The organism is Streptomyces sp. GC420 (assembly GCF_009916105.1).
Taxonomy (GTDB): domain Bacteria; phylum Actinomycetota; class Actinomycetes; order Streptomycetales; family Streptomycetaceae; genus Streptomyces.
Genome location: NZ_JAAAXQ010000136.1, coordinates 1 through 18,323 on the forward strand (window position 1 = coordinate 1; position 18,323 = coordinate 18,323).

General features: G+C 73.5%; 16 protein-coding genes. 9 read left to right on the forward strand and 7 right to left on the reverse strand.

Features of this window, described 5'->3' with window-relative positions:
- Positions 1–28 precede the first annotated feature (28 nt).
- Positions 29–643: a low molecular weight phosphatase family protein gene (locus GUY61_RS18320; protein WP_166631266.1), complete on the reverse strand. Its 615-nt coding sequence runs from the start codon at positions 641–643 to the stop codon at positions 29–31.
- 87 nt (positions 644–730) lie between these two features.
- Positions 731–2,212, reverse strand: a complete 1,482-nt coding sequence (locus GUY61_RS41575; protein WP_166631267.1) for a polysaccharide biosynthesis tyrosine autokinase — start codon at positions 2,210–2,212, stop codon at positions 731–733.
- A 766-nt stretch (positions 2,213–2,978) separates the two neighbouring features.
- Here GUY61_RS41575 and GUY61_RS18330 point away from each other — a divergent pair.
- The 5 genes from GUY61_RS18330 to GUY61_RS18350 all read left to right on the forward strand — a co-directional run bounded on the left by GUY61_RS18330 (position 2,979) and on the right by GUY61_RS18350 (position 8,228).
- On the forward strand, positions 2,979–3,596 hold the full coding sequence (locus GUY61_RS18330; protein WP_166631268.1) for an LPXTG cell wall anchor domain-containing protein: 618 nt from the start codon (positions 2,979–2,981) through the stop codon (positions 3,594–3,596).
- A gap of 6 nt (positions 3,597–3,602) precedes the next feature.
- Positions 3,603–5,423, forward strand: a complete 1,821-nt coding sequence (locus GUY61_RS18335) for a DUF4012 domain-containing protein (RefSeq protein WP_166631269.1) — start codon at positions 3,603–3,605, stop codon at positions 5,421–5,423.
- Positions 5,424–5,671: 248 nt separating this feature from the next.
- Positions 5,672–6,274 (forward strand): helix-turn-helix domain-containing protein, encoded by a 603-nt coding sequence (locus tag GUY61_RS18340; RefSeq protein ID WP_166631270.1) that lies wholly within the window; start codon positions 5,672–5,674, stop codon positions 6,272–6,274.
- Positions 6,265–6,993, forward strand: a complete 729-nt coding sequence (locus tag GUY61_RS18345) for a helical backbone metal receptor (RefSeq protein ID WP_166631271.1) — start codon at positions 6,265–6,267, stop codon at positions 6,991–6,993. Before GUY61_RS18340 ends, GUY61_RS18345 begins: the two co-directional genes overlap by 10 nt.
- Positions 6,994–7,325: 332 nt before the next feature.
- Positions 7,326–8,228: a LysR family transcriptional regulator gene (locus GUY61_RS18350; RefSeq protein ID WP_166631272.1), complete on the forward strand. Its 903-nt coding sequence runs from the start codon at positions 7,326–7,328 to the stop codon at positions 8,226–8,228.
- On the opposite strand, the gene GUY61_RS41215 is transcribed toward GUY61_RS18350, so the two are convergent.
- The 4 genes from GUY61_RS41215 to GUY61_RS18365 all read right to left on the reverse strand — a co-directional run bounded on the left by GUY61_RS41215 (position 8,225) and on the right by GUY61_RS18365 (position 12,412).
- Positions 8,225–8,353: a hypothetical protein gene (locus tag GUY61_RS41215; protein ID WP_279576820.1), complete on the reverse strand. Its 129-nt coding sequence runs from the start codon at positions 8,351–8,353 to the stop codon at positions 8,225–8,227. The two genes, GUY61_RS18350 and GUY61_RS41215, sit on opposite strands and share 4 nt — an antisense overlap.
- Before the next feature lie 286 nt (positions 8,354–8,639).
- A complete protein-coding gene (locus GUY61_RS18355; RefSeq protein WP_313896723.1) occupies positions 8,640–9,335 on the reverse strand; it encodes a gamma-glutamyl-gamma-aminobutyrate hydrolase family protein in 696 nt (231 codons plus the stop codon).
- Positions 9,332–10,810 (reverse strand): ethanolamine permease, encoded by a 1,479-nt coding sequence (eat, locus tag GUY61_RS18360; RefSeq protein ID WP_166631273.1) that lies wholly within the window; start codon positions 10,808–10,810, stop codon positions 9,332–9,334. Before eat ends, GUY61_RS18355 begins: the two co-directional genes overlap by 4 nt.
- Positions 10,811–11,662: 852 nt before the next feature.
- Positions 11,663–12,412 carry an FCD domain-containing protein gene (locus tag GUY61_RS18365; protein WP_313896724.1) on the reverse strand — a complete coding sequence of 250 codons (750 nt, stop codon included), beginning with the start codon at positions 12,410–12,412 and terminating at the stop codon, positions 11,663–11,665.
- Positions 12,413–12,489: 77 nt separating this feature from the next.
- Between GUY61_RS18365 and GUY61_RS18370 the strand changes: the two genes are divergently transcribed.
- The 4 genes from GUY61_RS18370 (at position 12,490) to GUY61_RS40275 (ending at position 16,787) form a co-directional block, all read left to right on the forward strand.
- The gene (locus GUY61_RS18370) at positions 12,490–13,851 is read left to right on the forward strand and encodes a glutamine synthetase family protein (protein ID WP_166631274.1); all 1,362 of its coding nucleotides are present in this window, start codon (positions 12,490–12,492) and stop codon (positions 13,849–13,851) included.
- Positions 13,852–13,949: 98 nt separating this feature from the next.
- Entirely contained in the window at positions 13,950–15,296 is a 1,347-nt protein-coding gene (locus GUY61_RS18375; RefSeq protein WP_313896725.1) for an aldehyde dehydrogenase family protein, read from the forward strand.
- Positions 15,297–15,303: 7 nt separating this feature from the next.
- Complete coding sequence (locus tag GUY61_RS18380) at positions 15,304–16,092, forward strand: 3-oxoacyl-ACP reductase (RefSeq protein ID WP_166631275.1); 789 nt, start codon at positions 15,304–15,306, stop codon at positions 16,090–16,092.
- A gap of 89 nt (positions 16,093–16,181) precedes the next feature.
- Positions 16,182–16,787: a DUF2510 domain-containing protein gene (locus GUY61_RS40275; protein ID WP_166631276.1), complete on the forward strand. Its 606-nt coding sequence runs from the start codon at positions 16,182–16,184 to the stop codon at positions 16,785–16,787.
- Between the two features lie 121 nt (positions 16,788–16,908).
- On the opposite strand, the gene GUY61_RS18390 is transcribed toward GUY61_RS40275, so the two are convergent.
- Entirely contained in the window at positions 16,909–18,111 is a 1,203-nt protein-coding gene (locus GUY61_RS18390) for an amino acid deaminase/aldolase (RefSeq protein WP_166631277.1), read from the reverse strand.
- Positions 18,112–18,323: the final 212 nt, after the last annotated feature.

Consider the following 18,323-nt stretch of genomic DNA (forward strand, 5'->3'; position numbering starts at 1 on the left):
GGCGACCCCGCCGGAACCGCGGACCGTCTCACACCGGCATGTCCACCCTGGCCTCGGGCTCCCCCGCGCGTCCGTCCGCCGGCCCGCCCTGCCGCAGCAGCCCGGCCAGGGCGGTGACCGCGGCGTCGATCTCCTCTCCGCACGCGCGCAGCACGTCGTACGAGCCTCCTGAGGGATCGGCGATGTCGTCCGCGCCGCGCGGAACGGGCGGCAGGGCGCCGCGGGCCGCGAAGGCACGGGCGACGGGCGGCGCCGCGAGCGAGCACGCGTCCCCGGTCTGCTGCCCCGCCAGCCGCAGGAACTCCTTGAGGGTGAAGGACCGCCGCAGACCGAGCGGGTACAGGCGCACCGCCGTGTCCCGGTGCTCCCGCTCCATGCCGAGGACCAGGTCGCTCTGCGCGACCATCTCGGCGGTCAGCCGGCGGGACGCGAACCCCCGGCTGCTGCCGCCGAGCCCGCGCAGCACGGAACGGGTCGCCGAGTCCATGCCCACCCCGTCCTGCGCGAGGGTCCCGGCGCTGCGCACCCGGGCGTCCGGGAGCCTGGCCGCGAGCAGCCGCTCGGCCAGCGGCGAGCGGTACATGTTGCCGGTGCAGACGAAAAGGACGGTCAGTGCCTTCTCGCGGCCCGCGTCGTCAGCCATCTGTGGGCTCCTCACACTCTCTCGTGAACTCGTCCCCGGCTTCCGCAGCAGGGAGGTATCGGTCCGGCGGGCCGGCGGCGGCACGCGTCACCGGCGCTTGCCCCGCCCCTTGGCGGAACCGGCCGGCTGCGGCTCGGTCTGCTGCTCCGGCTCGCCCTGCTCCTCGGCGCGCGGCCGCGGCGGCATCGCCGTCTGCTCGGCCGCCGAGGGGTCGCCGTATCCGTAGCCGTATCCGTAGCCCGCACGCCTGGAGGACGGCGCCATGCTGAGCACGGTGCCAAGGGTGCGCACCCCGACCGTCTGCAGCGAGTCCGCCGCCGCGCCCACCCGCTCACGCGGCGTCCTGCCCGCCTGCACGACGAGGACCGCGCCCTGGGCGAGCGATGCCAGCCCCACGGTGTCGGCGACGGGGAGAAGCGGCGCCGAGTCCACGATCACCGCCTCGTAGCGCTCGGCGAGTTCCTGGAGGACCTCGCCCATCCGGACGGAGGCCAGCAGTTCGGTGGGGTTGGGCGGCATGGGGCCGCTGGCCAGGACGGCGAGGCGCCCGGCGGCCTGCTGCATCACATCCTCGATGGAGGCCTGACCGATGAGCACATTGGTCAGACCCGCGTCCCGGATCAGCCCGAACGAACGGGCGACACAGGGGCGGCGCAGATCGGCGTCGACGAGGCAGGTGGAGGTCCCCGAGTCTGCGAGGGAGAGCGCGAGCGCTGTGGCGGTGCTGGTCTTCCCCTCACCGGGGAGGGAGCTGGTGACGACGATGACCCTCGGCCGTTCCCCGATCCGGGCGAACTGGAGGTTCGTCCGCAGGTGCCGGAACGCCTCCGCCCGCGCGGAATGCCCCAGGGCGGCGACCACGGGCGACTCGTCGGCCGAGGGCTTGTCCAGGGGGATCGCCCCGAGCACGGGCAGTCCGGTGTGCTCGGCCAGGGCGTCCGCGGTCTTCAGCGTGGTGTCGAGCCGTTCGCGTGCCACGGTGACCCCGCCGCCGAGCAGCAGCCCGGCCAGCAGTCCCAGGCTGAGGTTGAGCGCCGGCCGGGGGCTGACCGGCTGCGGCGGGACGCTGGCCGACTGGGTGATGCCGAGCTTCACCGGCGGCCGCGGTGCCCGGTCGGAATCGGAGCCGCGCGGCGTCTCCAGGCGCTCGATGACCAGGCTGAACCGGGTGGCGACGGCATTGGCGGTCCTGGCCGCGCGGCGCGGATCGGTGTCGCTCACGGTGATGTTCACCAGCACGGTCTCGAGCGGTGCCTCGGCGGTGATGCGGCCTGCCAGCTCCTCGGGCGTGGTGTCGAGCCCGAGTTCCTTGACCACGGGCGCGGTGACCTGAGGACTCGTCACGATGGAGGCGTACGACTGGACCCGGGCGAGCGAGAAGACGTTCCCCTGCGCGAGCTGGGTGATGTCCCCGCTCCACGGGGCGGAGACGAACAGCTGGGTCCGCGCCTCGTACACGGGCGTCGTCAGCGCGGTCGCGGCCCAGCCGGCGCCGACGCCGAGCAGGGCGCAGACAGCGACGACGGGCCAGCTGCGGGCCAGCGCCCTCAGGATGGTGCGGAGTTCCACGAGCGGTACACCTCATCGGGTCGTTCGGATCAGCGCCCGGCCAGGCTAGACAGTTGAGCATCGTTTGTCCGGTAATGGTGAGGTATCCGGCTCGAGGAGTCCCCGCGCCGCGCGCCGGTTCGCCTACTGATGACCCGTCGCGGCAACGTCCGCGCTCCCGAATTCCTGCGGCGGTTCCCGGCGGAAAACCCTTCGGTGCTCCATTCGGTGAGTTTTTCCGTGCGGCCGTGCGCCCGGGCTGCCGGTGGGGAACAGCGGGCGTTATGGTCACCGCGTCCCGGCTGAGATGGAAGGCCGGTACCTGATCGGCGTAATCCGGGAATACTCGCGGCCGTGCCGGGGCCGGGAAATGATGACCGGCCGCGCTCCCGTCCGGACGTCCGAGCCGACGGCCGCCGATCCGTTTCCGGCCCGCCCCGCGCCGCGGTTCAACCATCCGACCGGCAACTACCCCGTGGAGAGTCGCGGCAAGAACATCCCCGACGTGCGAGAAGCGCTGCCGCCGCCCCCGGCACCGAAACAGCTCCGGCGGGTCTTTCGACACCCCCATGGAGCACTCGCTGCTGCGCCATACAGGGGCTTCCCGTGTTTTCACGCGTTAGCGGAACAGGCGCGACCGCAATATATCTGTTGAATCTAATGGGTCGTCACGGCCGCCGACCTGAACCTTATCCCTAGGAGAGTGGAGAAGATGACGACGTCATCGAAATGGCGTGCTGCCTTGGTAGCCGCGGCGAGCTTTGCCGTCATTACCGCCGGACCCCTGGTGGGTGCCCAGACCGCTTATGCCCAGTACCCGCCGCCGCCTCCGAGCATCAGCGTCAGTGCCACTGTCGTCGACCCGGGTGATCCGCTGAGCTTCGAGGCGACGGGCTTCCAGCCGGACCAGGAGGTCGTCGCCCTGCTGCTGTCGAAAGCGGTCGTGCTGGGGACGTTCACCGCCGACGACGAGGGCGAGGTGAGCGGGACCGTCACCATTCCCGAGCGGACGCGGCCGGGCTGGCACACCTTCAAGCTGAGGGCCGAGGACCCGGACCTCACCCTTTCGGCCCAGATCCTGGTGCGTGACGACGACCACGACGACGGCGGTGACCACGACGGCGACCACGGTGACCACGGTGACCACGGTGACCACGACGGCCATGGAGGTCATGATGGAGGTCATGGCGGCAACGGCGGTCACGACGGGAACCACGGCGGCAACGGGAACCACGGCGGCTACGGTGACCGCAGCGACCACGGAACCCAGGGTGGCCGCGGCGACCACCTGGCGAACACGGGTGAGGACGACAACTCCCTGCTGCTCCTCGGCGGGGCCGCGGGCCTGCTGGCGCTCGGCGGCGGAACAGTGCTGACGGCCCGGCGGCTCAAGAAGAATTCCTGACCGGCGATGCGGCTGCAACGCTTTCCGGAGAGCCTGCGGCGGTTCGTCGGCGCACTCCCGGTCCGGCGGCGAGTCCTCCGGCGCCGGACCGGGATCCTCCTGGGCGCAGTCGCACTGATCCTGATCGGCACGGGCTGGATCGCCGTCACCGGCCTTCTGGCCCGTGCCGAACTGCTCGCCGCACAGAGGGCGCTCGACGTGCTCCGGCGGTCGGCCACGGACACCGGCAGCACAGGGGCGACCACCTCGGCAGTGCGCTCGGCGGTGGCACACGCCGACCGGGCGCACCACCTCACCACCGGGCCCGCCTGGTACCTCGCCTCACGGCTGCCCTGGCTCGGCGACCCCCTGGAGACCGCGCGCGGAGCCGCGGCGGCCACCGACCGCCTGACCCAGGACGTCGTCCGGCCGCTGGCCGGTCTCGCGCCCGGGCTCATCGGCGCGGGACACCAGGGGGGTTTTCCCGCCGTGCTGTCCGCGCTGGGAGGGCAGGCCTCCGTACTGGACCGGGCCGCGCGGGCCGCGGCCGAGGTCCGTGCCGAGACCGGCCGGCTGCCGCACGCCACCTGGCTGCCGGCCGTCGACCGCGCCCGGGCACGGCTGGCCGGCGAACTGGACCGCATCGTGCCCGCCACGGCTGACATCTCCGTCGCGGCCCGTGTGCTGCCGCCCATGCTGGGCCAGCACGGGACCCGCCGCTACCTGGTGGTCTTCCAGAACACGGCCGAGGCCCGCGGCACCGGCGGACTGCCCGGTGCCTTCGCCGTGCTCACCGCCCGCGGGGGCCGGGTGGGATTCGAGTCCTTCGGCACCGACAGCATGCTGAACGACGTCAATCCGCCGATCGACCTCGGCCCGGAATACACGGCCAGGTACGGCACCAGCGCCCCCTCGCGCGTCTGGGTCAACTCCAACGTCAGCCCCCACTTCCCCCACGCGGCCCGGATCTGGGCGGCGACCTGGCAGACGTACAGCGGCCGCCCGGTGGACGGCGCCCTGGCCCTCGACCCCAGCGCGCTGAGTCTGTTGCTCAGGGCGACGGGCCCCGGACAGCTCCCCGACGGTACGGCGGTCACCGCCGGAAACGTGCTGGAGCTGACCGAGCGCACCGGATACGCCCGCTACCAGGTCCCGGCGGAGCGCAAGGAGTTCCTCCTCGACGTGGCCCGCACGGCGGCCACCACGCTGATGAACGCCATGAACGACCCGCAGCGGCTCCCGGCCCTGCTCACCGCCGCGCACGACGCCGTGCGCGAGGGGCGGCTCAAGGCGTGGAGCGGTCGGCCCGAGGAGCAGCGGCTGCTCCGGCAGCGGCCGCTGAGCGGCGCACTGCCCCGGGCCGACGGCCCCTTCACCGGACTCGTTCTCAACAACGCCGCGGGGGGCAAGCTCGACTACTACCTCGAGCGGAAGGTCGACTGGATCCCGGGACGGTGCACCCCCGACGGCCGGGAGGTCACCGCCCGGATCGCCTTCACCAACCACGCGCCCGTCTCGGGGCTCCCCCTCTATGTCACCCAGCGCGGCGACCGGCCCCCGTACCCCACCCGGCCGGGGGACAACCGGGTGCTCGCCTCCTACTACGCGAGCGAGGGCGCCCTGATGACCGGTGCGACCCTGGACGGCCGCCCCGTCACCCTCGACAGCGGCGCCGAACGCGGTCACCCCGTCTACACGCTGGACCTGGAGCTGCCCGTCGGGAAGACCCGCACCCTGACGCTGCGGCTGCTGGAGCCGCGCAGCGAACGGCCCCCGGTGGTGTGGCGCCAGCAGCTGGTGGCACCCCTGCGGACCGCCGTGGCTCCCTACCCGGCCTGCGGCGGCTGACGGGGAAGCCCTCGGTCAGGGGCTTCCCCGGGTGCGGGCCGGCCTGATGTCCCGCCGTCCGCCCGTCCCCGACCGTCCGGCCTTCCCGCGCCCGCATCACTGCCCTCACCAGCCCCTTCTCGCCCTTTCTGCTCCTTTCGCAGCCTTCGAACCCTTCCGTGTTCACTCACGGCGGTGGGCAACAGCCGACCCCGGACGCGCGTAGCTGCGTAAGGTTGAGAAACACGGCGCAGAGAAGGGTCGAAGGGATGGACGAGAAGGAACATCTGCGGGTGGGCGCGGCCGTCCGGCGACGGCGCAGAGCCCTCGGCCTGACCCTTGCCGCGGTGGCCGAGCGCAGCGGACTCTCGGTGCCCTTCCTCAGCCAGATCGAGAACGACCGGGCCCGCCCCAGCGCCCGCTCGCTCCAGCGGGTCGCCGACGCCCTCGACATCACGGCCGTCCAGCTCATCGAGGTCTCGGAGGCGTCGCGTGCCGTCGACGTCGTACGGGACGAACGGGATGGATCCGGGCCCGAACTCGCGGGCGCCGCGGTCCGAGTCAGGCCCCTGGTGCGCGGGCGGCAGCAACTGCACGCCGTGGAGTTCACCGGGGACCACGACGGGGACCGTGAGTTCCAGCACCGCAACGACGAGCTGATGTACGTCGCGGACGGCGCCGTGGAGGTCGAGGCCGAAGGCCGGGCGTACCGGCTGGGCCGCGGCGACACCCTGTACCTCTCCGGGGGGGTGCGGCACCGCTGGCGCGCCACCGAGACGGGCACGCGCATCGTCGTCGTCGCCATCGCCGCCACCATCGAGCCGAGCGGAGAGGCCCCGCCCCACTACGCCGGTGACACCACGTGCCGCTGAAGCGCGTCGTTTCGCTCGTCCCCTCCCTCACGGAGGCCGTGGCCGCCACCGCCCCCGGCGGACTCCTGGTCGGTGTGACCGACTGGTGCAGCCATCCCGCCGGGCTCGACGCCGCACGGGTGCGCGGCACCAAGAACCCGGACGTCCCGGCGGTCATCGGGCTGCGTCCCGACCTGGTCCTCGCCAATGAGGAGGAGAACCGCCCCGCCGACCTGGACGCGCTGCGCGCCGCGGGCATCGAGGTGCTGGTCACAGAGGTGCGCGGGCTGGAGCAGGCCTTCACCGAACTGGAGCGGGTGCTGGCCGCGTGCGGGCTGTCCGGCCCGCGCTGGCTGGACGAGGCGCGGACCGCCTGGGAACGCCCGCCGGAGGCTTCCGGCCCGGCCCGGGCAGTCGTTCCCGTCTGGCGGCGGCCGTGGATGGTGCTCGGCCGGGACACCTTCGCCGGGGACCTGCTGGCCCGCATGGGCGCGGAGAACGTCTACGCGGGACACCCGGAGCGCTACCCGCGCGTCCCCGTGGACGAGTTGCGCTCCGCCGGCGCCGGCCTCGTCGTACTGCCCGACGAGCCGTACCGCTTCACCGCCGAGGACGGGCCCGAGGCGTTCCCCGGTCTGCCCTGCGCGCTGGTCAGCGGCCGGCACCTCACGTGGTACGGGCCCTCGCTGGCCGAGGCGCCGGCCGTGCTCGGCGCGGCCCTGAGGGCAGCGCACCGCTGAGGACACCCCTCGGCGCGTGTGCGGCGGCCGCATGCCAGGCGCCCACACGCCAGGCGGCCGCATGCGCCGCATGCCGGGCCCCGTACCAGGCGGCCCCGTACCAGGCGGCCCCGTACCAGGCGTCCCCGTACCAGGCGGCCCCGTACCAGGCGTCCCCGTACCAGGCGTCCCCGTACCAGGCGTTCCCGCACCACGCGTTCCCGCAGCAGGCGGTCACGAGCCGCGGGAACGGCCCCCAGGGAGGGCGGTTCAGGGGTGGGCATGACCTCCGCAGTCCTCCTCCGTGCCCCTCCCGTCAGGGAGATCCCTCGTTGGGCACATAAGCTGGGTTTATGACGGAGTTGTCGCACCGGGTACCCGACCTCGCCGCCCTGCAGCTGATGCTGGCCGTCGCCCGGCTCGGCAGCATGGGCCGGGCGGCGCGGGAACTCGGCATCACCCAGCCCGCCGCAAGCAGCCGCATCCGCTCCATGGAACGGCAGCTCGGCGTCGCCCTCGTCGACCGCTCCCCGCGCGGCTCCCGGCTCACCGACGCGGGAGTCCTCGTCACAGACTGGGCGCGCCGGATCGTCGAGGCGTCCGAGGCGTTCGACGCGGGCGCGCAGGCACTGCGCGGCCGCCGCGACTCCCGGCTGCGGATCGCGGCCAGCATGACCATCGCCGAGTACCTGCTGCCCGGATGGCTCATCGCGCTGCGCGCCGGTCGGCCGGACACGGCCGTCTCGCTCCGTGCGGGCAACTCGACGGCCGTTGCCGGGCAGGTGCTCGCCGGAGAGGCCGACCTCGGCTTCGTGGAGGGACTGGAACTGCCGGCCGGGCTCGACGGGACGGCCGTGGGCCAGGACCGGCTGGTCCTGGTCGTGGCCCCCGGCCACCCCTGGGCCGGGCGCCGCGCCCCGATCGGGGCCCGCGAACTCGCCGCGACCCCGCTGATCCTGCGCGAGGAGGGCTCGGGCACCCGGCAGGTCCTCGACGCGGCCCTGAAGGAGTACGGAGGACCGGCCCGGCCGCTGCTCGAACTGTCGTCCACGACCGCCGTGAAGGCCGCCGTCATCAGCAGCGCCGGGCCCTCCGTCCTCAGCGAACTCGCCGTCGCCGACGAACTTGCCGCCCGGCGCCTGCTCAGGCTCTCGGTGGAAGGGGTGCCACTGCGCCGCGCCCTGCGCGCCGTCTGGCCCGCGGGTCACCGCCCCACCGGCCCCGCACGCGAGCTTCTCGCCCTCACCCGCGGCTAGCCGTTGCCCTCGACCGCGCTCCAGCGCATAGCGCCGGGCGCCGCGCAGGCCACCACCCTGGCCGAGCTGCGCGGCTGGAGCAGCTTCGCCCACGCCGATCTCCGCGCCGACAACGTACTGCTCACCCCGGACGGCGGGGTCGCCTCCGTGGACCGGCCGCACGCCGTGCGCGCCGCGCCCCGGTTCGACCTGCTGCTGATGCCGCCCTGCGTTGCCGCGCAGGGCGGCCCGGACCCGGAGAGCGTGCTCCGCTCCCGTCCGCAGGGCGCCGCGGCCGACCCGGAGGCCGTGAACCGCGTACCGGCGGCGCTGGCCGGGTCTTCGTGCGGCATTCGCTGCTGCCCGGCCCCGGAGGGCTGCCGGGGCTGCGCGCCTTCCGGGCCGCACAGGGCGCCGCGGCCCTGGACTGGCTCAGGAAGCGGCTGTGACCAGGGCCCTGACGAGCCGGGTGCAGGTGCCCATCTCGGGATGCCACTGCACACCCAGGGCCCATGCCCCGCCGGGCAGTTCCACCGCCTCGACGATGCCGTCCTCCGCGTGGGCGGAGGCCACCAGGCCGTCGCCGAGCCGGTCGACGGCCTGGTGGTGGTAGGAGGGCACGGAGGCCGGTTCGGGCACGATCCCGGCGTACCGCGTGCCGGGCACCGGCTTGACGGCGTGCTCGCCGAAGACACCGACACCCGACGTGTGCCCGTCGATGTGCTGGATCAGTGAGCCGCCCAGGGCCACGTTCAGCAGCTGCATCCCGCGGCAGACGCCGAGCAGCGGGGTGCCGGACGCCAGCGCCGCCTCGATCAGCGCCAGCTCCCAGGTGTCGCGCTGCCGGGCCGGCGGCCCGGTCCTGGGGTGCCGCTCGGCGCCGTACCGCACCGGCTCCACGTCGGGGCCGCCGGCCACGACCAGGGCGTCCAGCCTGGCCACCACCGCCTCGGCGTGCTCCGGCGCGTCGGGCGGCAGCATCGCGGCGAGGCCGCCGCCCGCACGGATCAGCCGCGGATAGGAGGCGGGCAGCAGGGCGGCGGGCATCTCCCACACGCCCCAGCGCGCGGACTCCTCCAGATAGGTGCTGATGCCGACGAGCGGCTTGCCCACGACCCCTCCGCTCACTCGCGTTCCAGTTCCGCCTCCGCGGCGGCCAGCGCCGCGAACTCCTCCTCGGGCGCGCCGGCCACCAGCCGGTGCCGACTGTAGAAGGCGAAGTACGCGAGCGCCACGGCATAGACGACCAGTGCGATGAACGCCGCATCCTTGTCCACCAGGAAGGTCGCCACCAGCGCCGACAGCGCCAGCAGGAAGGCGACGGAGGAGGTCAGCATCCCGCCGGGCGTCCGGTACGGGCGCGGCAGCTCGGGCTCGCGGCGGCGCAGCACCATGTGGGAGAGCGCCATGAGGGCGTAGCTGATGGTGGCGCCGAAGACCGCGATGTTCAGCATCCGGCCGCCGTTGCCGCTCCAGGCCGCCAGCGCGAATCCGATCGCACCGGGGATCAGCAGTCCCAGGTAAGGGGCCTTGCGGCGGCTGGTCAGGGACAGGTGCCGGGGCAGGTAGCCGGCCCTCGACAGCGCGAACAGCTGCCGCGAACCGGCGTAGATGAGGGAGAAGAACGAGGCGACGAGTCCGGCCAGGCCCGCGTAGTTGACGAAGCGGGACAGCGCGGTCGGGTCGCCGTCGCCCTGGAGCGCCACGACCAGCGGGTTGCCCGCTTCCTGCACGGCGGCCGAACCCCGCGCCCCGGTCGCGGCGAAGAAGGTCAGCGCGGCCAGCAGCACCAGGACGCCCATGGAGATCGCGAGTGCCCTCGGCATCGAGCGGACCGGGTCCTTGGCCTCCTCGGCGGCCAGCGGCACCCCCTCGACGCCGAGGAAGAACCACATGCCGAAGGGGAAGGCCGCCCAGATGCCGAGCACACCGAACGGCAGCCAGGAGTTGGCGCCGAAAGCCTCCCCGTCGACCGGGATGTCGTTGAGTCCGTCGCCGCTGAACTCGGTGAACGCGCCCACGGCGAAGATCAGCAGGGCGGCGACCGCGACGGCCGTCACGATCAGGCTGAAGCGCAGTGCCTCGCCCACGCCCCAGAGGTGGATCCCGATGAAGATCACGAAGCAGACCAGGTAGACCGGCCAGCCGGACTCCAGGCCGAAGAGGTTCAGCGACTCGACGTAGTCGCCGATGAAGATGACGATCGCGGCGGGCGCGAGGACGTATTCGATGAGGATGGCGGTGCCCGTCAGGAAGCCGCCCCAGGTGCCCAGCGCCCGCCGGGCGAAGCCGTAGCCGCCGCCCGCGGTCGGCAGGATCGCCGACAGCTCGGCGAGGGCGAAGACCAGGCAGCCGTACATCAGGCCCATCAGCACGGTGGCGATCGCCAGCCCGCCGAAGCCGCCCTCGGACAGCCCGATGTTCCAGCCCGAATAGTCGCCGGAGACGACGTACGCGACGCCGAGGCCGGTCAGCAGCAGCCAGCCGGCGCTGCCGCGGCGCAGCTCGCGCCGCCGGAGGTAGTGGTCCGCCGGGGCGGTCGTGGCATCGGCGGCGGTGGCGCCGTCCGTCGTGGCGGTACGCGATGGGGTGCCTTCGGCCATGAGCCGCTCCTCGCTCGCTGCAATGGTGTGAGGCCATACCATTGCGGCGCGGGCGGCGATGCGCAAGACCTCTGCGTTAAGCCGCTGTAACGGAACGGGCGCACCGTGCGCCGGCGGTCCTGCCGGGCGGGACGCCGCCCGCATCGAGGGCCGTGGGAGCCCGGCGCCCGCCCGGCGGGGGAGTACGGCACCCGTCCGTCGCGCTTGCTCCCGCCGTGCACCGATGGGCGGGTTCCGCCGGCGCGTGGCTGCGCCCCCGAGGGGGCGGAGTCGGCGTCCGCCGGCCGGAGAGATGGGCGCACTTGCGCCCCGAGGGGGTGCGGCGGCGTCCGGTGCGGGCGGTCGCGCGGCGGTGAACACGGCGACCGCGTCCCGCCGTCGCCGTGGGGCGAGTTGTGTCCGGCGCCCGGCATCGCCGGCCATGGCGGCGCTTCGCGCCCGGCGGACCTGACGGCTGCGGTCGCGTGGCGGCCGTCGGCGCTTCGGCCTCCCCGTGCGCCGGCGGCGGGTCCCCGCGGGCCGGACGGGCGGTCGCCCGGGTCCGGTGCGTGTGGGCGTGTGGGCCGAGGCGGTGGCCGCGGCCGTGTCCTGCGGCCCGCGGCGCCGGGCGCGGGCCGCAGCGGGCGACCGCCCTCGTGGTGGGCCGGCACAGCGGCGGGCCGCAGGCGGCGGCGGGCGACCGTCCTCGTGGTGGGTCGGCACAGCGGCGTGGTGCGGGGCGGCCGCCCGCTCCCAGAGGACCGTGCTCCGGGGCCCTGCGGGGCCGGCCGCGTTCCGTGGGGTTCTGCGGCGGCGGGAGTTCCCCTGCGCCGGACGCCGCGAGCTTCCGGGCAGCCCCTTCCGGCCGCGGCGCTACGTGAGGAAGCCGCGGAGCAGGGCGGCCGTGCCCGCGCAGTGTTCCCGCATCACCGCGCGCGCCCGCTCCGCGTCACCCTCCAGAACCGCCGCGACGAGGGCCGCGTGCTGCTGCTGCGAGTGCTCCAGGTTCCGCACCAGCAGGGGTATGCAGTCCAGCAGGTCGTTGACCGCGGCCCGGACCGCCGCGTACTGCGTCGCCAGCGTCGGCGAGCCGGACAGCTCCGCCAGCGTCAGGTGGAACAGCGTGTCGCAGCGCCGGTACTCGGCCGGCGGCGCGTCCCCCGTCGCCGTCAGCGCCGCCCGCAGCCGCTCCCGCTGCTCCCCGCTCAGCGGATGCTCCGCGCACAGCCCCGCCGCGCCCGTCTCCAGCACCTCCCGGAAGCGCAGGACGTCCTCGACGTCGATCTTCTCCAGCCGCCTGCGCAGCTCCTCCTCCGCGCCGTCCGAAGGCGCTCCGGGACGGCGGCGGACGAACGTCCCGCCGTAGCGCCCGCGCCGGCTCTCCACCAGTCCCTCGTCCTGGAGCACCCTCAGGACCTCGCGCAGCGTGACGCGGCTGATCCCCATCCGCTCGGCCAGCTCACGCTCGGACGGCAGTCTCTCCCCGGCCGGTACCAGGCCGAGGCGGACGATCTGCAGGATCTGCTCGAGGGCCTCCTCGAAGCCGTTGCCCGCCCGCACCGGGCGCAGTACCGGAGTCAGTCCGTCGCCGCCGTGACCGATCCGAGTGCCGTCCTCTGTCACCTCGCGGTTGCCCCTTCCCGATCAATGGTCTTCCGCTATACCTTATGGCTTCCGGTTGGCCGAAGGAGGAAGTCCCCGTGGTAAACCGCACACCCCCGCTCACCGTCGAGGAGCTGCAAGCCCTCGTCCACGGCGGCGAGATCGACACCGTAGTCCTGGCCTTCCCCGACATGCAGGGGCGGCTCCAGGGCAAGCGGTTCGCCGCGTCCTTCTTCCTCGACGAGGTCCTCCACCACGGCACCGAGGGCTGCAACTACCTCCTCGCCGTCGACGCCGACATGAACACGGTCGACGGCTACGAGATGTCCTCCTGGGACCGCGGCTACGGCGACTTCGCCATGCACCCCGACTTCTCCACCCTCCGCCGGATCCCCTGGCACGAGGGCACCGCGATGCTCGTCGCCGACCTCGCCTGGAGCGACGGGTCACCCGTCGTCGCCGCGCCGCGCCAGATCCTGCGCCGCCAGCTCGACCGGCTCGCCGAGCACGGCTACACCGCCCACGTCGGCACCGAACTCGAGTTCATCGTCTTCAAGGACTCCTACGAGGACGCCTGGAACCGGGGCTACCGCGACCTCACCCCGGCCAACCAGTACAACATCGACTACTCCGTCCTCGGCACCGGCCGCATCGAACCCCTGCTGCGCCGCATCCGCAACGAGATGGCCGGCGCCGGACTCGTCGTCGAGTCCGCGAAGGGCGAGTGCAACCTCGGCCAGCACGAGATCGCCTTCCGCTACGACGAGGCCCTCGTCACCTGCGACCAGCACGCCGTCTACAAGACCGGGGCCAAGGAGATCGCGGCGCAGGAGGGCGTGTCCCTGACCTTCATGGCCAAGTTCAACGAGCGTGAAGGGAACTCCTGCCACATCCACCTCTCGCTCCAGGACGCGGACGGCCGCAGCGTCATGCCCGGCGACCACCACGGCATGTCGGCCGTGATGCGCCACTTCCTCGCCGGCCAGCTGGCCGCGCTGCGCGACTTCTCCCTCCTCTACGCGCCGCACGTCAACTCGTACAAGCGCTTCCAGCCGGGTTCGTTCGCGCCGACCGCTGTCGCCTGGGGCCACGACAACCGCACCTGCGCCCTGCGCGTGGTCGGCCACGGCCCCTCCACCCGCTTCGAGAACCGCCTCCCCGGCGGCGACGTCAACCCGCACCTGGCCGTCGCCGGCATGGTCGCCGCCGGTCTCCACGGCATCGAGAACGGACTCGAACTCCCCGACGCCTGCCCCGGAAACGCCTACACCGCGGGCCACGAGCAGGTCCCGACCACGCTGCGCGAGGCCGCGGAACTCTGGGAGAACAGCCCCATCGCCAAGGCCGCCTTCGGCGACGAGGTCGTCCAGCACTACCGCAACATGGCGCGCGTCGAACTCGCCGCCTTCGACGCCGCGGTGACCGACTGGGAGCGCTACCGCTCCTTCGAACGCATGTGAGGCCCCTGTTGTCCACGCCGTCCACGCCGTCCCCACAGACCCGCCGGACCAGTCGGTCCGGCCAGTCCGGCCAGTCCTTCTCGTCCTACGAACTCCGGGTGCTCGACCCGGCGACCGAGGAGGTCATCGCGACCGTCCCGGGCGCCACGGCCCAGGACGTGGACGCGGCGGTCGTCAGGGCCGCCGCCGCCCAGGCCCGCTGGGCCGCCCTCGCGCCCGCCGACCGCGCCCGGCTGCTGCGCCGCTTCGCCACCGCCGTCGACGAGCACGTGGAGGAACTCGCCCGGCTGGAGGTCCGCGAGGCCGGGCACGTCGTCGGCAACGCGCGCTGGGAGGCCGGGAACGTCCGTGACCTGCTGGACTACGCCGCCGGGGGAGTGGAGCGGCTCAGCGGCCGGCAGATTCCCGTCCCCGGCGGGCTCGACGTGACCTTCCTCGAACCACTCGGCGTCGTCGGCGTGATCGCCCCCTGGAACTTCCCCATGCCGATCGCCGCCTGGGGCGCCGCCCCCGCGCTAGCGGCCGGCAACGCGGTGATCCTCAAGCCCGCCGAGACCACCCCGCTGACCGCGCTGCGGCTCGCGGAACTGGCCCTGGAGGCCGGCCTGCCGGAGCACCTGTTCCAGGTCCTGCCGGGCGCCGGCGACATCGCGGGCGAGGCACTCGTCGACCACCCGGGCGTCGCCAAGATCGTCTTCACCGGTTCCACCCGCGTAGGCAAGCGGATCATGGCCAGGGGCGCCGCGCTGGTGAAGCGTGTGACCCTCGAACTCGGCGGGAAGAGCCCCAACATCGTCTTCGCCGACGCCGACGTGGACGCCGCGGCCCTCGCCGCCCCCATGTCCTTCCTGGACAACAGCGGGCAGGACTGCTGCGCCCGCACCCGCATCCTCGTCCAGCGCCAGGTCTACGACCGCTTCCTCGAGGTGCTCGCCCCGGCCGTCGAGTCCGTGGTCGTCGGTGACCCCTCCGACGAGAAGACCCAGATGGGGCCGCTGATCTCGGAGGCGCAGCTGGAGCGCGTACGTTCGTACGTCACCGGCGATCTGAACACGATCCGCGGCAGCGCACCGGACGGGCCCGGCTTCTGGTTCCCGCCGACGGTCGTGACCGACACCGACGCCTCGGCGCCCGTGGCCCGCGAGGAGGTCTTCGGCCCGGTCGCCGTCGTCCTGCCCTTCGACGACGAGGCGGACGCCGTCCGGCTCGCCAACGACACCGAGTACGGCCTGTCCGGCTCGATCTGGACCCGTGACGTGGGACGGGCCCTGCGCGTCTCCCGCGCCGTGGCCGCCGGCAACCTGTCGGTCAACTCGCACAGCAGCGTCCGCTACTGGACCCCCTTCGGCGGCTACAAGCAGTCGGGACTCGGGCGTGAACTCGGACCGGACGCACTGACCGCCTTCACCGAAACCAAGAACGTCTTCATCAGTACGGAGGCCTGAGCACCCCATGACCGACAACACCACCCCCGTCTGCCGCCGCCTGGTCGGCCGCACGGCCGTCATCACCGGCGCCGGCAGCGGCATCGGCCTGGCCACCGCGCGCCGCCTCGCCTCCGAGGGCGCCCATGTCGTCTGCGGAGACATCGACGACACGGCGGGCAAGGCCGCGGCCGACGAGGTCGGCGGGACCTTCGTCAAGGTCGACGTCACAGACCCCGAGCAGGTCGAGGCACTGTTCAAGACCGCTTACGACACGTACGGCTCGGTCGACATCGCCTTCAACAACGCCGGCATCTCGCCACCCGACGACGACTCGATCCTGACGACGGGCCTGGAGGCGTGGAGGCGGGTCCAGGACGTCAACCTCACCTCGGTGTACCTGTGCTGCAAGGCCGCGATCCCCTACATGCGCCGCCAGGGCCGCGGCTCCATCATCAACACCGCCTCGTTCGTGGCGGTCATGGGCGCCGCCACCTCCCAGATCTCGTACACCGCGTCCAAGGGCGGCGTCCTCGCCATGTCCCGCGAGCTGGGCGTGCAGTTCGCCCGGGAGGGCATCCGCGTCAACGCGCTGTGCCCGGGGCCGGTGAACACCCCGCTGCTCCAGGAACTCTTCGCCAAGGACCCCGAGCGGGCGGCCAGGCGTCTCGTGCACATCCCGGTCGGCCGCTTCGCGCACGCCGAGGAGATCGCGGCGGCCGTGGCCTTCCTCGCCAGCGACGACTCCTCGTTCGTCAACGCCACGGACTTCCTCGTGGACGGCGGGATCTCGGGGGCGTACGTCACGCCGCTATAGCGCCACCCACGGGCTGGACCGGGCCGGGCCGCGTGCCCGCCCGGCCGCTTCACACGGAATTCTCAGCCACGGGTCCTAACCTCACAGCCGTGACGACCACACCCTCGCCCGGCTGGTACCCCGACCCCGGGCAGAAGAACGACGCGCCGATCACGGAACGCTGGTGGGACGGGGACCGGTGGACCGAGCGGACGCGCCTGATGGGGGAGCCGCGGATGTTCCCGCCGCCGGCCGCCGAGCAGCCCGTATCCCGTGCCGGGACCACGCCGTCGGCGGACTCCCTGCCCGCCGCGCCTCCCGCGGCCGCTGTGACGCCGGCCGTTCCGGCCGGGCCGCCGGAGTGGCTGCCGGGCACCCGCTCCGACGGCCGCGGCAGCCGCGTCGCGATCGTGGTCGCGGCGGGAATCGCGTCGCTGGGCGCGGCCTGCTTCCTCCTCGGGGGCCTCGCGTTCGGCGGCGGCGCGGATTCGGACGGCGGCTTCGGTGGCCGACCGGGCGGCATCGGGAACGGCGCACCGGGTCCGCAGCAGGGGCAACCTGGGCAACAGGGGCAGCAGGGACCCGGACAGGGTCAGGGCCAGGGCGGCGGCTTCGGTGTTCTCCCGCCGCGGGACGGAACCGGCACGGGCGGTGCCACCGGCGGCCGGACCGCGCCCCCGGCCGGCGGCACGGACGCCGGTCCCGGACAGCGCTGACCGCCCCGGGCGGGTGAGGACTTTCCCCGGGCGGATCCCAAGGATCGGTCCCGCGCGGCCCGGGGACTCGCGGGAACCGCGTTCTCGTGCGAGCCGCGGTTCCCGCGAGTCCGCGCCGGCCTCAGAGGAAGGTCTGTCCCTCGCCCCGGTACGTCGGCACGGTCGCGGTGATCCGCTCGCCCTCGATCAGGTGAAGCGCGTCGAAACGCTCGCACAGTTCACCCGCCTTGGCGTGCCGGAACCACACCTTGTCGCCGATCAGCAGATCGTCGGCCGGTGCCCCCAGCAGTGGTGTCTGCACCTCGCCCGCGCCTTCCTGCGGGTCGTACCGCAGCCCCTCGGGGAGGTACGGAACGGGCAGCCGGTCCCGGCCCGCCGCCCCCGAGGCCGGGTAACCGCCACCCAGCACCGTCACCACGCCCACGCCCGGGCGGCGCACCACGGGCTGGGCGAAGAGAGCGGCGGGACGGCCGGTGAACGACGTGTAGTTGTCGAACAGGCGCGGCACGTAGAGCCCCGACCCGGCCGCGATCTCCGTCACCGCGTCCTCGGCCGCGGTGTGCTGGACACTGCCCGTGCCACCGCCGTTCACGAACTCCAGGTCCGGTGCCACGGCCCGGACCGCACGCACCGCCTCCGCACGCCGTGCCGCCAGTTCCCGCCGAGCGGCGGCCTGCATCATCCGGATCGCGCCCGAGCGCAGCGGCCGCCCGGCGAGCGAGTCGCCCACCCCGGCCACATGACCTTCGTACGCCATGATTCCGACCAGCCGGAAGCCGGGCCGGCGGACGATCGAGCGGGCCAGCTCGGCGAGCCCCGCGGGCTCGCGCAGCGGGGAGCGCCGGGCGCCGATCCGGATCCGGCCGCCGAACAGGCGCAGCGCGGTGTCCAGTTCCAGACAGACCCTGACCTCCTCCGTGCCGCCGTCACGCGCCGCGTCGACGAGATCGAGCTGGGCCGGGTCGTCCACGACGACGGTGACGGCGGCGGCCAGCTTGGGGTCGGCGGTCAGCTCCGCGAAGCCGGCACGGTCGGCCGAGGGATAGGCCAGCAGGACGTCGTCGAAGCCCGACCTCGCCAGCCACAGCGACTCGGCGAGGGTGAACGACATGATCCCGGCGAAGCCGTCGCGCGCGAGCACCCGCTCCAGCAGGGCACGGCAGCGCACGGACTTGCTGGCCACGCGGACGGGCTTGCCGCCCGCCCGTCTCACGAGATCGTCGGCATTGGCGTCGAAGGCCTCCAGGTCGACCACCGCCAGCGGCGCGTCGAGATGGGCGGTGGCCCTGTCGTAACGGGTCCTGTCTGCGGCACGGGCAGTCATGCCGGAAGCTTGCCAGAACCGATTACCGCAGGGTAGGGGGATGATCCGGTCAGATCGGCCGGGGTCGCCCACTGGCAGCCCGCGGGGCCCGCCAAAGCCCGTAGAGTGACCGGCACGCACCAGCATGCGCGAGCACGCAGTACCCAACGGGCCCGCCCCGCACGGCAGTCGGGCGGGCCCGTTGGGTACTGCGTGCTCGCGCATGCTGGTGC